At 54.5% G+C, this 13,788-nt stretch carries 13 protein-coding genes; 10 read left to right on the plus strand and 3 right to left on the minus strand.

The features are described from left to right. The 8 genes from APH36_RS32220 to APH36_RS27890 all read left to right on the plus strand — a co-directional run. Window positions 1-749 (plus strand): hypothetical protein (locus APH36_RS32220; RefSeq protein WP_060501517.1); only part of this gene is annotated, 749 nt, incomplete at its 5' end. 347 nt (window positions 750-1,096) lie between these two features. After that, entirely contained in the window at window positions 1,097-2,053 is a 957-nt protein-coding gene (locus APH36_RS27860; RefSeq protein WP_054903641.1) for a replication initiator protein A, read from the plus strand. Further along, entirely contained in the window at window positions 2,054-2,476 is a 423-nt protein-coding gene (locus APH36_RS27865; protein ID WP_054903642.1) for a hypothetical protein, read from the plus strand. A 136-nt stretch (window positions 2,477-2,612) separates the two neighbouring features. Beyond that, complete coding sequence (locus APH36_RS27870) at window positions 2,613-2,927, plus strand: hypothetical protein (RefSeq protein ID WP_014003931.1); 315 nt, start codon at window positions 2,613-2,615, stop codon at window positions 2,925-2,927. 100 nt (window positions 2,928-3,027) lie between these two features. After that, window positions 3,028-3,219 carry a hypothetical protein gene (locus APH36_RS31930; RefSeq protein ID WP_125854362.1) on the plus strand — a complete coding sequence of 64 codons (192 nt, stop codon included), beginning with the start codon at window positions 3,028-3,030 and terminating at the stop codon, window positions 3,217-3,219. Window positions 3,220-3,488: 269 nt separating this feature from the next. After that, window positions 3,489-4,628, plus strand: a complete 1,140-nt coding sequence (locus APH36_RS27875; protein ID WP_054903643.1) for a ParA family protein — start codon at window positions 3,489-3,491, stop codon at window positions 4,626-4,628. A gap of 124 nt (window positions 4,629-4,752) precedes the next feature. Beyond that, window positions 4,753-5,748 carry a ParB/RepB/Spo0J family partition protein gene (locus APH36_RS27880; protein WP_054903644.1) on the plus strand — a complete coding sequence of 332 codons (996 nt, stop codon included), beginning with the start codon at window positions 4,753-4,755 and terminating at the stop codon, window positions 5,746-5,748. Window positions 5,749-6,384: 636 nt separating this feature from the next. Beyond that, complete coding sequence (locus APH36_RS27890) at window positions 6,385-7,296, plus strand: DNA cytosine methyltransferase (RefSeq protein WP_232895396.1); 912 nt, start codon at window positions 6,385-6,387, stop codon at window positions 7,294-7,296. A 185-nt stretch (window positions 7,297-7,481) separates the two neighbouring features. Here APH36_RS27890 and APH36_RS27895 read toward each other — a convergent pair whose 3' ends face one another. Beyond that, complete coding sequence (locus APH36_RS27895) at window positions 7,482-7,787, minus strand: hypothetical protein (RefSeq protein ID WP_054903646.1); 306 nt, start codon at window positions 7,785-7,787, stop codon at window positions 7,482-7,484. Window positions 7,788-7,801: 14 nt separating this feature from the next. Here APH36_RS27895 and APH36_RS27900 point away from each other — a divergent pair, with 14 nt between their 5' ends. After that, entirely contained in the window at window positions 7,802-10,240 is a 2,439-nt protein-coding gene (locus APH36_RS27900) for an ATP-binding protein (RefSeq protein WP_054903647.1), read from the plus strand. Between the two features lie 113 nt (window positions 10,241-10,353). After that, window positions 10,354-10,848: a single-stranded DNA-binding protein gene (locus tag APH36_RS27905; protein ID WP_054903648.1), complete on the plus strand. Its 495-nt coding sequence runs from the start codon at window positions 10,354-10,356 to the stop codon at window positions 10,846-10,848. A 72-nt stretch (window positions 10,849-10,920) separates the two neighbouring features. Here APH36_RS27905 and pobA read toward each other — a convergent pair whose 3' ends face one another. Together pobA and APH36_RS27915 are read right to left on the minus strand one after the other, a co-directional pair. Continuing rightward, window positions 10,921-12,105, minus strand: a complete 1,185-nt coding sequence (pobA, locus tag APH36_RS27910) for a 4-hydroxybenzoate 3-monooxygenase (protein WP_003137454.1) — start codon at window positions 12,103-12,105, stop codon at window positions 10,921-10,923. Between the two features lie 135 nt (window positions 12,106-12,240). Then, the gene (locus tag APH36_RS27915; protein ID WP_019486330.1) at window positions 12,241-13,761 is read right to left on the minus strand and encodes an aldehyde dehydrogenase family protein; all 1,521 of its coding nucleotides are present in this window, start codon (window positions 13,759-13,761) and stop codon (window positions 12,241-12,243) included. Window positions 13,762-13,788: the final 27 nt, after the last annotated feature.

The following is a 13,788-nucleotide window of genomic DNA, read 5'->3' on the forward strand; positions in this document are numbered from 1 at the left end:
ATAAGGCGATGCTCGACACTGCATCTGCCCGATCGCATGACGTACCCGCCGAAGTCCGACCGCTGTTCGACCAGAGCATCGAATCTTGTCTTCAAGCATTGCTTCAGGAAAAGCGCTGCGGTACCGACACCGTTCAAGCTGGCTCGTTTATGTGGCGATCGGCATTGCCTGTATCCATGGATCAATGGGCGGATTTGTCATTCCTTGCAGACGCTGGTGGCTTGAATGGATGCCGTTTCAAGCAGCGCCGCGCACCGCGCTCTCAAACCTTGGGCATCCATGTTCCTGGCGTCGGCTCAATAGTTGTGCAGGCCTGGCTGAAAAGCGCTGAACAGCGTTGCTGGTGTGAGTTCGTTCCGTGGGAATCGAGTTTCTTTCGGGCCAGTCATCGTGACGTTGTCCACCTGCATAAGCTTGACTCTCACCGCTGGGATGGTGCTGTTTGCCCTGCAGCGTTCGCAGAGGCGGGCGACAAGGTCCCGACTGTTCCAACGGTGAAGGTTAATGGCCGACAATTTGTGATCATGGGCGCTTCATATTCCCGTGAGTTTCGGGATAGCCATGGTTGGACGTTCGTTCGGCATTGTGATTGGCCGATGCAGACTTACAGCTATGCGGAGCTATGCAAATTGTGGGATGCAGGTGTCCTGGAGCGAGGCGATTGCCGCGGCTTGATGGCCAAGGTGCAGGGGGAACTGTGTGTAATGGCTGAGATGGTCATGCTCTACGACGATAAAGTCTTGCCGTAAGCAGAGCGAAGCCCGGTCGGCGGCTACCGGTTCCGGGCTTCTACCAGAAATGAACTCGTCTAGGAGCGTCTGGGTTCGGACATGATAACGACTGCAACCAGCTACCTCAACCAACCCTACTACGCGAGATGGGAACGTGGTGCGCGTTTCTACGAGCTGCGGATCCTCGTTGATCTGATCGGTCACACCGTGGCAATGAGGAACTGGGGTATCTGCGGAGAGCACGGTGTCGGTGAAATACGAACCGTATTGGCCTCGGATGAGGCCTGCACAAAACTGATACACAGGGTGAGTCGGCAACTGCACAAGCGTCGCTATCTACCTGTGTACAATGGCGGGAACGCGTAATGATCGAGATGAAGATGGCCGATATGGCAGCGGACGATGATAAGCCACTCAAGAGAGGGCGAAAGGCGAACGTAGTACCCTACGTACAGACCGACATGTTCCAGGCGAACATTGTCGAGTGGCCAGTTAAGGATGACCTGGCCAGCATGGAGTTTCCGCTTTTCAGCTTGTCGACCAAACCAGATACGAGCGTTCGTGAATACAGCCAGCCCGGTACGAACAAGCGTGTACGCATTATCCCGCCAGTGATCGGTGCCGCCACCGTTTTCGACAAAGACCTATTGCTGTTCCTCGGATCGCAGATCATCGAGGCACGTAAAGCAGGGATGCCAATTTCCAAGCGGGTTAAGTTCGACACGTACGATTTTTTGACAGGTACATCCCGCGATCCTGGTGGAAACGCGTATTCGAACGTCCTGGACATGCTTCGGCGATTAAAAGGGACTCAGCTCGAAACCAATATCGTCACTGGTGGTCAAGAGCAGACCAAGGGATTTGGCTGGATCGAGGACTACACCGTCACCAAGACCGCATCCAATGGCAAAGGCGTGTTGGAATGCGAAGTCGTGCTGTCAGAGTGGATCTACAACGCCTTCCTGCATTTTGAAGTGATGAGCATTGATCGGCGCTACTTTGGGCTGCGGATGCCTCTTGAACGGCGGTTGTATGAACTCGCTCGTAAGCACTTGGGAAGCAAGATGATTTGGGCCGCGGACATTGTTGCGCTGCAGCAAAAATGTGGCTCAAAACAGAGCCTCACCCATTACAGAGCGGAGATCCGCAAGATCATTCAGCGTGACCTGTTGCCGGACTATCACATGGGATTGGATACCAGTGTTAAGCCTCATCGGATCGTGTTCTACACGCGCGATGAGCAATCGCTCCTCGAGGAGCTGGCTGCCAAAGGGGAATTGGATTGGTTCGCTGCGCTTGAAAAGCGAGACATGGAGGGTTGAATGCCGGCGCGATCTAGGCTTGAGCAATACGATCATTTGATGGGGGAACGGACTGACCAGGCCATTGCTGAATTAGCTGACTGCAGCACGGAAGCTGTTCGGCGGCGCAGGCTCAAGATTGGCAAAGAGCGATTTGCCCTCGCCGAGTCCACCCCCCCTGCCCTTCTCAAGTATCAATATCTTCTAGGAAAGCGCCCTGTGGCTGAAATCGCCGAGCTCGCTGGCGTATCGGCCTACTTCGTCATCAAGCGTATGAAGCAACTGGAGAAGCCCACCTTCAAGCGATCAGCAATCGCTAACTTCGACCATTTGCAGGGGGCGATGTCTGACCAGGCCTTGGCTGATCTTGCTGGCTGCTCAAAAGAGTGCGCACGGAGGCGTCGGCTCCAGCTAAATGTCTCAGCAAACCGCGACACCCGATAGAAAAACTAGCCGAGTCGTCGTATATCGCCGACAAATAGTGTTGCATGCGTACGTACATACGTATAGTGTGTGTAAGGAAACCCACCGAGTTGTGCCTGGCGGCTACCAGGCTAACCAAGCGTCTAGGAGCAATATCATGAAGCGCATTTCGCTATGGTCCGTTGATCGCGACGATACCCTCCATATCGATGATGAAATCGAAAAACTGGAAGAAGCCCATTCAGTAATGATCTCCGCAAATCGTGCCCTAGTAGAGGGCGATGATTTGAGCCTTACTCGTTTGGGATTCGATAGTGACCACATCGACGATCTGAAAGTGCGTCATTCCGAGGGTAAACCAGGCTTTCCTGCATATGTCTTGCGCAACCTCCAGGACACTATCCAACAGCTGTCCGACTTGAAGCGTGGCGCCAATGACGGCCGCGGTGCGAGGTTGGTTGAGCAGCAGTAAGGGGCTTAAATGATGCGTACGCATTGTACGTGCGTACGTATCTATAAATAAGCAAACGGTTTATCATTGTCGCGACTTCAATCCATATGGGGGCCTGTTCATGGCATCACGTAAAGACGCTGCGCCAGCACCTTCGCAACCCAAGCGGAGCGCCAAAACGATCACCATGCGCGACGACTACCATGAGCGCCTTCGCAAGCAGGCATTCGAACAAAACACTGCTATGTCATTCTTGATCGAGCAGGCACTTGAGATGATGTGGGGCATCGAGTCAACTCCGCCCACGAAGTAACCCCTCAAAGCGGGTTCGCAATGAGCCCTGCTTAGCGCCTTATTGCCACAAATCCCCTTCCCCTCCCCTTTCAGATGCTCTCAGCCTTCGCTTGCTGCGGCGTAGGCGCCTGCGCGAGTGCTTGGGCCGCCAATATCGTTGCTACTAGCAACACAATCGGCCTACAGGTTCAGGTATTCAGGCTAAAAAATGCAAATAACCTGAATTCCACGGTTTACAACAGGAATTCAGGATCTATACTGAATGCAACAGCAAAACGGAGAAGTGCTATGAACTCGAATGTGGAAATGGTCGAAGATGTTGCAACCTACGTGGATTTCAATGAGTTGTTTTTCACGCCCCGTTTCGCCGCGGACTGCTTTGGCCTTACGACTCGGCGCCTGAAAGACATCGAAGAATCGAACAACATCGAGATCCGTCGTGTGCCGCGCGGAACCGTGACCTCCCGGGTTTATACGCCATCGGACCTTTTCGATTTGGCAGCACTTCGCCGTGAACTTGGTCACTTGAAGGGCTTGGCGCGCCAGGTGGTCATGTCCACCTACATCTCGAAGGGTGGCACCAACAAAACCACCACAGCGGTCGGCCAGGCCATTACCTGTTCTCTCGCCGGGTTGCGCGTTCTTTTGGTCGACAATGATCCCCAGGGTGATACGTCGAGCATGCTCGGCTACGACCCGGACGCTACTCCAGAAGATCTGCTGGAGCTTGGAATTCCTGCTGACCGCATCGTTGATGGTCACCTCGGCCACTTGATCAGCCCAATGCTTCGCATGCGTTCGTTTCAACCCAAAACGCTTGATGAAGTCATCAAGAAACCCTTTGGTGAAAATGGCCCCCACCTGATCCCAGCCGACGCATCGCTGGAAGACCTGGGCGTGGCGTTGGACGCAGCCAATAATTCGGATATGTGGTACGCGAAGTGGGTTGAAGATGGTAAAGCCGGCAAGATTTCAGGCTGCGACCTATCGCAATACGACGTCATCATTTTCGATAACGCCCCTGCAGGCTCGCGCCTGACCAAGAACTCGGTAGCGGCAAGCGATCTGCTCATGAGCCCAGTTCGAATGGACAAATTCTCATTCAAGGCGATCTTGCGACTGCATGACTGGTGCGCTGGTTTCGCACGCGAATACGGTTTCGCCCCTGAACTGGTAGCTGTGCCGACCATGTTTGCAAAGGGGCGTCCTCGGATGTTGAACAACCTGTACAGACTGAACCAGCTTTTCCCAGGTCGCGTGACAGAGGAAAAGATTTATCACTCTGCAGACTATGTGAACTCCCTCGATGACGGTGTCCCCCTGATGTTCTGGAAGGGTGCTAATCGGGACACCATCGAAAACGCTCGCGCAGTGCATGCCGAGGTTCTGGAGAAGATCCGCCGTGTTGCTGCTCAGCCCCAAGAGTGAGTGTTGCTACTAGCAACAGGGCTCATATTCTCAAAGGTGTTGCTACTAGCAACACGCAACGATTTTGTTGCTAGTAGCAACAGCAGATTGGAGTGTTGCTAGTAGCAACACAGGAGGGTGATTAATGAAATCCACCGACTACCCAGGCAAGCCAAGCACGGCAATGGCATCACTGCGCAAGCCTACGGAAATGCCGCCAACCACAGGTAGCCGTGGCAGCAGGGCGGCGATGCTCCAGCAAGCCATGGGATCTGAGCATGAGGCTGATAACAAGCATCTCATTGCTCAAGGCGCTCAAGAAGGTCAACTCATACTCAAGGACGAATGGCTCGAGGAGGTCCTGGTTGAGCTGATCGATCCCTCGCCGTATCAGCCAAGGATGTTCTTCGATCAAGCCAAGCTTGAAGAGCTCGCTGGCTCGATTGACTCTGTGGGCCTGGGTAAACCGATTACAATCCGGCCTGTAGGGGAGCGTTTCGAGCTTATCGGCGGTGAATGCCGGTGGCGGGCTCACAAAATGCTGGGTCGCGACAAAATCATGGCTCATGTAAAGCCAATGTCAGACGACATGGCGATGCTTTTGGCAATCACCGACAACCTCCAAAATGAGCTCACTGATTACGAAAAAGCTGTGAGTTATCAGCGATACATGCTGAAAGGCGCTGATAAAAGCCAGCGGGCATTGGCTCGACGCCTTGGTGTAGATCACACAGTCGTGAACCGCTGCCTTGACCTTATTCAGCTGCCCGAACAGATCAAGGAAATTCTGAACACCAAACCCCACTTGATTACAGCGAACTATGCGAAAAAGTTTGTAGAGCATTCAAAGGCGGATGTGAACATCGTCCATCGCATTGTGATTCAAATGGCCGAGAAGGGGACTGGCCAGGAGGCCGCGCTTCGCATGATTGGGCAGAAGCTTGCTGCTTGTAGCGGTCCTAAGCCCATGATGGCAGAACCTCGGAAGCTGCAAGGGGTTGGCTCAGTTCGTTTGAATGGGCGCAAGCTTGAATTCAAGATCGATAAGGAAGTGGACCCTCAGAAAATCATGGACAAGCTCGCAGCTTTCCTTGATTCGATTGATGCTTCTGAATTTGCGACACAGGGCACGCGAAATTGAGCATGGCCAAGCCCGCCCCGATCGGGGTGGGTTCAATCAGCTAACGGAGCGAAACGCATGGGAATGCCTAGTGAACCACATCACGTCAGGTACGTTCTGAGCCTGGCCAGGCAATGTCCGTTTCCAGACTGGCTCTTGCTAGAGCTGCCAAGCGGCGAGTGGGGTGCATTCTGGCAAGCAGGGCTTGATGGAACATGGGCGACCGCTGTGTGGGAGGGGGATTTTACCGCGTGCTCGTTGGTGCATGCTGATAGACAAGTAGTGCTTAGCCACATGGAAAAGTACCAGACAATGTAACTCGGGCCAGCGTGGCACACTCGAATGAATATCATTGAATACGTACGTACGTACGTGTAAAATGTTCTTGTGTTAGACATCCTGCAGGCGACGCGGCTACCTCCCCTGCAGGCCCACCAGTCTAGGAGCAAGAGCATGAATGGTTTTTCTCCCGTCCGATCTTCCCCAAGCAGTGCCCCAGAGCATCAGCGCTCACTCACACCAATTCCAGTGAGCCAATTTGTGACCCCATATGCTTCAGTTCTTCAGCAAATGTCGGAGGAGGGCGTTCATCGCCTATTCACAGCCCCTTTGGCAAGAGAGGTTATCCGACTCAGCGCCAAGGCTCGGACTCACGGCATGCTGTCCCTGGACGATGCTGCTGATGTCATCAGCACCTGGAGACAAGAGGCTGTGTCTCAAGGTTCGACGGGCGATAACAGCGATAAAGTTGTGCTGTCGCTGTTTGATAAGAGCGGGCAATGGTCGGACCCTTGGGTTGAGGCCGGCTACCAGGTATACCGGTTTGATATTCAAGACAACCCGGAGCTGGGTGACGTCAGCAAATTCGACGTTGAGTTCTTCATGGAGTACTTCGGCGACTTCGAAGGGGCAGAGGTGTACGCGATCATCGCAGCTTGCCCTTGCACTGATTTTGCGAACTCAGGGGCAAGGCACTTTGCAGCCAAGGATCTCGATGGGCGCACTGCGGCCTCAATAGAGCTGGTTCATCAGACTCTGCGACTGGTCGAGTATTATCGGCCGTCGATCTGGGCGATTGAAAATCCAGTAGGTCGAATCGAGAAGCTAGCTGGTCTTCCACCGTGGCGCCTCAGCTTCAACCCCTGCGATCTCGGCGAGCTTTACACGAAGAAAACCCTCATATGGGGCCGCTTCAACGCAGACTTACCCGTTGCACCGGTCCATCCCACCGAGGGCTCAAAAATGCACACGCAGTACGGTGGGAGCAGCCTGGCCACGAAGAATGCACGTAGCGTGACACCAGCAGGATTTGCTTACGCCTTCTTCATGGCCAACAACGCCTATCACCATCCAGCCTTGGAAATTGCCGGGAAATATGACCGCATCGATCCTCGGCTCCTATTGATGGCCATTGAGAACGGTTTGAAGCTTCAGGATCTCTCCAACCTCTTGGACGATGCCTACTATGACTGCGATGACGATGCCGTGACCAAGCTGTTGAGTGACCTTCTGGGCGAAAAGTCCTTTTCGTTGGTCGAGTCCACCGGGCAATTGGCAATGCTGATCTAGGTAGACGCCTGGTCCGCCTAGTGCGCCGGGCGGATCTTTCCAAGTGTTGCTAGTAGCAACAGCTGAATGTTGCTACTAGCAACAGCCTGAATGGCTGTTTTTACAGAGTGCGAAAGGGTAGGGCACAGGCCTTTTCTTGTATGCTATATTCTGTATTCAAGCCATTATACGGAATTAGCAATATGTCACTTGAAACCTTCAACCACGACGAATTGCTCCAGGAAGTGAAATTGATCCTGGATGGCTCTCATCCCACCTACAAAGGCAGAGAAGGTGCCGGCCGGTTCCTGCGGGGTGTAGGCCGAGACTTCAATTCGGAAGAGTTTGCCAAAGATCTCGACCAGCACCGGGACGATTACGCCCAGCGGTTCGGACTGGACACACCCCAAATCGAATGGATCGCGCAACAGGTGAGGGCTGGGTGTGAAACCCCGGATCGTCCTCGCCGCCGTATGCGCTGAGATGTGCTTTGCAACCATTCCGAAACCCATGAAGGAGGTGCCTCGTGCTTCTACCTTTTGAGCTTGACCCGCAGATCATTCATCACATCATCTACAGCCAGGCCGGTTCCATCGGCAAGGCAGTGATCGAGTTGATCATGAACTCGGTTGACGCAAAGGCCACCACGGTGAGGCTCACCATGACCAAGGCTGGATTCGATTGCGTCGACGACGGTACCGGTTTTGCGAGCCGTGAGGATGTTGTGCGCTACTTCGGCCGATTCGGCACGCCGCATCAAGAAGGCGATGCGACTTACGGGCGGTTCCGTCTGGGGCGCGGCCAAATCATGGCGCATGCCAGGACTGAGTGGGTATCCAATCGCTGGTCGATGCAGGTTGATACTCGGGTCATGGGGTACAGCTACAAGCTTGAGGATCTCCAGGAACCGTCTAACGGGTGCAGTATCACCGGCACCTGGTACGAAGCCCTCAATGACCTTGAGCTGATGTCTGCGGTGCAGGAGATACGCGATTTGGTTCGTTACACGCCCATTAGCGTTGAGCTGAACGGGCGTGTCATTACGCGCAATCCGGCCAGTGAAAAATGGGATTTCGAGGACGACGTTGCTTACTACCGGGCCAAAGAAGAAGGCCCCGTCTCGATCTACAACCAAGGTGTGCTGATTCGACATGATTCTTCTCATGTCTGGGGAGCTGGGGGCCTGATCGTCTCGAAAAAGGCAATCAACCTTAACGTTTCCCGCACAGAAATCCTGCGCAAAACCTGCCCCGTATGGAAACCGATCGCCAAAGAGTTCAGGCGCCTGGCCGAGGCTGTATCCGCAAAGCTAGGGGATCACCGTAAGACCGAAGCCCGTCGGGAAAAATCGGCGCGATCGTTGCTCAGCGGTGACGAGAATATCTGTGAAGTGTTTGCAAAGGAGGAGGTGATCACGCTGCTCCCTGGCAAGCGGCACATCACGCTCATGGAGTTCCGACTCAAGGCATTCAACTGGCACAAGGGAACATACACACTAATCGAGCATGGGGACGATATTCCCAAGGGCGAGGCAATTGCTCGTGAAGGTCTGATTCAAATCGTCCACCCTAAGACCTTGGAGCGCTTCGGCTGCCACAATCACATCGATTTCGAGGAAGCGCTCGATCGCGCCCTTTGCAACGTCAGTGAGGCAGCGCAGGCCTTCGAAGAACGCGGCGAACGTGCTCCATGGTTCTGGCGTGGAAAAGCGCTTGATGCGCCAGCTCTGGCCGCATATTCCACGTTCCGAGATGCCTTCATCGAAAGAACGCAGATCGTTGACGACCGCCAAACGCTGGACAAGGAGACGCGCAGAGCGTGGACAGCGCTGCGGTGGTGCCTCCAGCACTATGCCGGCGCATGTATTGGGGCAGAACGATACAGGGATGGAACCCTTCGCCACGGCGAAAAGCGGATGCAAATCCTGCTGGGTGAATCGAACACTGCCGAGGCTTGGACGGATGGGCGAACCTACTTGGCTATCGGTAGCGATATTGTCAAACGGCTCAATAGCAAGCCACTAGAGACAGTGGCTTACATCTTCGGCCTGGTCGAACACGAAGTCGCTCACCAGGGTGACAGCATCGCATGTGGCCATGATGAGGCCTTCTATCAGCGTTACCACGATATCTCGATCCGAATGGCCCCCGAGCGTCAGCGGTTCATGCACAAATGGCTCATGAAATACACCATGAGCTTGGAGCGGGAAGGGCAGAAAAGCCGGGGCAGGGCATGGAGCGAGCGATATCTCGTCGACCGGGTAGGCAGCGGCCGTATGAAGCGCGGACTCTCCCCGGTCATTGAGGACGTGTCGGCAGATCCTATTGTCACCGAAGCCGTTCCAGAGCAAAGCATGGCGTTGCTGAATATCATCAACGCTTCATTGGTTCAGACAGGTGCATGCCCCGAGCCGCCGAACTGGGAGGCGGTTCGGGAGCAGGCGCGCATCGATCAACAGGCTGTTACTGAGCGTGCGCGTGATGCGCATGAAAAACGTAAAGCGGAAGACGCCGAGTTGGAGCGCTACATCAACAGCGTTGAAGACGACGCCGCCGCCGATGTGCAAAAACTCCTCGAGCTCGAAGCGGCAGAATTCCCCCAGGGCGTCCTGGCTTATCTGGTCAGTTCCATGGTGTATGGAGGGTACTCTGATGACGACATCAAACGCGCTTGGGCAAACAAGGAATGGGAACAGCAAGATCACCCAGGTGAGTATTACCACGAAGACTTCGACCCGGACGAACCTATCGATCCGGAGCTTGAAGCCGCTATGGAAGCAGAATTCGAACGCGAAATGGCGAAGGAACACCCGATCGCGGACGAGCTATGGCGCGTCGACGAGGATTGCCGCGAGTTCGTCTATGAAGGTGAGAATTTCTGGTTGCTTGAGCGTAATGCCGCAGCTGCTGGATTCAGTCGCGTCGAGACGTATTTGAAATGGCGGCACCAAGAGTCCGAGGCCTAGCGCGCCAGGTGGCTTGCTGGCCGGTGCTATCCAGCGCGACAAGTCACCCCGTCTACCACCGGCTCTACCAACAGTAATTGGCACGAGGTCGTGTCGAGAAGAGGAGAGACATCATGGCTCGAGGAGTAAACAAAGTCATTCTGGTCGGCACCTGTGGCCAGGATCCCGAAGTCCGCTACCTGCCTAATGGCAACGCCGTCACCAACCTCAGTCTGGCGACAAGCGAACAGTGGACCGACAAGCAGTCAGGGCAGAAGGTCGAGCGTACCGAGTGGCACCGAGTATCGCTGTTTGGCAAGGTTGCTGAGATTGCGGGCGAGTACCTGCGCAAAGGTTCGCAATGCTACATCGAAGGCAAGCTGCAGACACGCGAGTGGGAGAAAGACGGGATCAAGCGTTACACCACCGAAATCATCGTTGACATAAATGGCACCATGCAGCTGCTCGGAGGCCGTCCGCAGGGACAGCAACAGGGCGGCGATCAGTACAGCCATGCGGGCAATCAGCAAGCACCGCGTCAACAAGCCCAGCAGCGCCCGGCGCCGCAGCAGCCAGCACCGCAGCCGGCGCCTGACTATGACAGCTTTGATGATGATATCCCGTTCTGAAACCCAGCTTTTTCAGAACTGTAAATACTAGAAGCGAAGCCATTGATTTGGCTTCGCTAACAAGGACTTATCTTAATTAATAACTTCGTAGGGAAGCCCTACGTAGTTTTCAGCGATCGTCTTCAGCCCTGCCTCGGACTCGACAAAGTAGTCCAGTTCGGTCTGAACCATTCGCTGCGTGAACTCGTCAGTGCCCGGAAATTTATGCAGCATCGACGTCAGCCACCAGGAGAAGCGCTCCGCTTTCCAGATACGCTTGAGGCACACCTCGGAGTAACGCTCTATCAAATCCTTGCGTCCCTCCATAACGGCCTTCACGAGGATTGAGTACAGAGTGCTCACATCGCTGGCCGCCAAGTTGAGTCCTTTCGCCCCGGTGGGTGGAACAATGTGCGCCGCGTCACCGACCAAGAAGAGGTTCCCGTACTGCATTGGCTCAACGACAAAGCTACGCAGGGGCGCGATGCTCTTTTCGATGGAGGGACCTGTGATCAGTTTGGCAGCCGTTTCGCTGGGAAGCCGGCTCTTTAGCTCATCCCAGAAGCGCTCATCGGACCAGTTTTCGACTTTCTCTTCCGAACCAACTTGAACGTAGTAGCGTGTGCGAGTGGGTGATCGCATGCTGCACAAGGCAAATCCACGTTCATGCTTGGCGTAAATCAGCTCATCGTTCACTGGAGGCGTATCTGCCAACACGCCTAGCCAACCGAACGGATAGACACGTTCGAATTCTTTGAGCACACCCTCTGGAATGGATTTACGGGAGATGCCGTGATAACCGTCACATCCAGCCACGTACGCGCAGTCAAGGCGTACGTTCTCACCGTTATAGGTAAACGTCACATAGGGTGAGTCGGATTTCAGTTCGTGAAGCTCAACGTCCGGCACGGAGTAAAGCGTGGTGGCACCGCTCTTGAGCCGAGCCGCCATGAGGTCTCTTGTTACTTCTGTTTGGCCGTAGATCGTGACGGTCTTACCGCCGGTTAACGCTTTCAGGTCGACATGGACGCGCTTGTTGTTGAATGCCAACTCGAAGCCGTCATGAACAAGGCCCTCACGCTCCATTCGCTCTGCCACGCCAGCTTCGCGGAGAAGGTCCACCATTCCTTGCTCAAGAACCCCGGCACGAATTCGGCCCAATACATAGTCAGGGCTTTGTCTTTCGATAATGACGTTGTCGATGCCAGCTTTATGAAGTAGTTGACCCAGCAAAAGCCCCGAGGGGCCCGCGCCGATGATCGCGACAGTAGTTTTCATAATGACCTCAATTTACTCTCAGGCATTTCACACGCGCAGCCGGGTGCTTGCTACGCGACTGGTAACTAAGATTTAGAACGTATGAACGGGAGGTGGCGGGCTCAGGTATTGAGCTGACCGCTACCCCTGTTGTGTTTAGAAGAAGCCCAAAGGGTTGATGTCGTAGCTGATCAGCAAGTTTTTGGTCTGCTGATAATGGTCGAGCATCATTTTGTGGGTTTCACGACCTACACCAGACTTTTTGTAGCCGCCGAATGCCGCGTGTGCGGGATAGAGGTGGTAGCAATTGGTCCATACTCGGCCAGCCTTGATAGCACGACCCATTCTGTACGCACGGTTGATGTCGCGCGTCCACAGGCCGGCGCCGAGGCCAAATTCGGTGTCATTCGCGATGGCCAACGCTTCAGCTTCATCTTTGAAGGTGGTCACCCCAACTACAGGTCCGAAGATCTCCTCCTGGAAGACTCGCATTTTATTGTGACCCTTGAGCAGCGTAGGCTGTATGTAGTACCCGCTGGAGAGATCACCATCCAAGGCTTCGGAGGCGCCACCTGCGAGTAGTTCGGCCCCTTCCTCTTGAGCAATGTCCAGGTAGCTCAGGATTTTTTCAAACTGCTGTTGCGACGCCTGAGCACCTACCATGGTTTCAGTGTCCAGAGGGTTGCCACGCTTGATGGCCTTCATCTTCCTCTGTACTGCGTCCATGAAGGGCTCGAAAATCGATTCCTGAACGAGAGCTCGTGAAGGACAGGTGCATACCTCCCCTTGGTTGAAGAAAGCCAGGACCAGCCCTTCAGCAGCTTTTTCGATGAACTCTGGCTCTGCCGCCATGATGTCTTCAAAGAAAATGTTCGGGCTTTTCCCACCCAGCTCAACAGTGCTCGGGATGATGCTCGCCGCAGCGCATTTCATGATGTGAGAGCCGACCGGCGTTGAACCGGTGAACGCGATTTTGGCTATTCGCGTGCTCGTAGCCAGTGCTTCACCAGCTTCGCGGCCAAAGCCTTGAACAATGTTAAGGACGCCCGGCGGCAACAGATCACCAATTAGCTCGATAAACACGGTGATCGAAAGAGGGGTCTGCTCCGCAGGCTTGAGGACGATGGTGTTGCCTGCAGCCAATGCCGGAGCGAGTTTCCACGCAGCCATCAGCAGCGGGAAATTCCAGGGAATGATTTGGGCAACCACACCCAGCGGTTCATGAAAATGGTAGGCCGCAGTGTGTTCATTGATCTCAGCTGCTCCGCCCTCCTGGGCACGGATGCAGCCTGCAAAGTATCGGAAGTGATCTGCAGCCAGTGGGACATCAGCATTAAGGGTTTCACGTACCGCCTTACCGTTGTCCCACGTTTCACTCACTGCGAGAATCTCAAGATTGGCCTCGATCCGATCCGCGATTTTCAACAGGATTCGCGCACGATCCTGAACTGAAGTTTTCCCCCAGACATCGGCTGCCGCGTGCGCTGCATCCAGCGCTTTTTCTACATCGTCAGCCCCCGATCGCGGAAACTCGGCAATCACTGCACCGTTAACTGGAGACGAATTGGTGAAGTATTGGCCTGCGAGAGGTGGGACAAATTCGCCGTTGATGTAGTTGCCGTAGCGCTCTTTGAACGAAACGACGGAGCCAGGTTGTCCAGGATTGACGTAAATCATGTTGAAAATCTCTTTTTGGTTAAGACG

The organism is Pseudomonas sp. NBRC 111133 (genome assembly GCF_001320605.1).
GTDB classification, from domain to species: Bacteria; Pseudomonadota; Gammaproteobacteria; order Pseudomonadales; family Pseudomonadaceae; genus Aquipseudomonas; species Aquipseudomonas monteilii.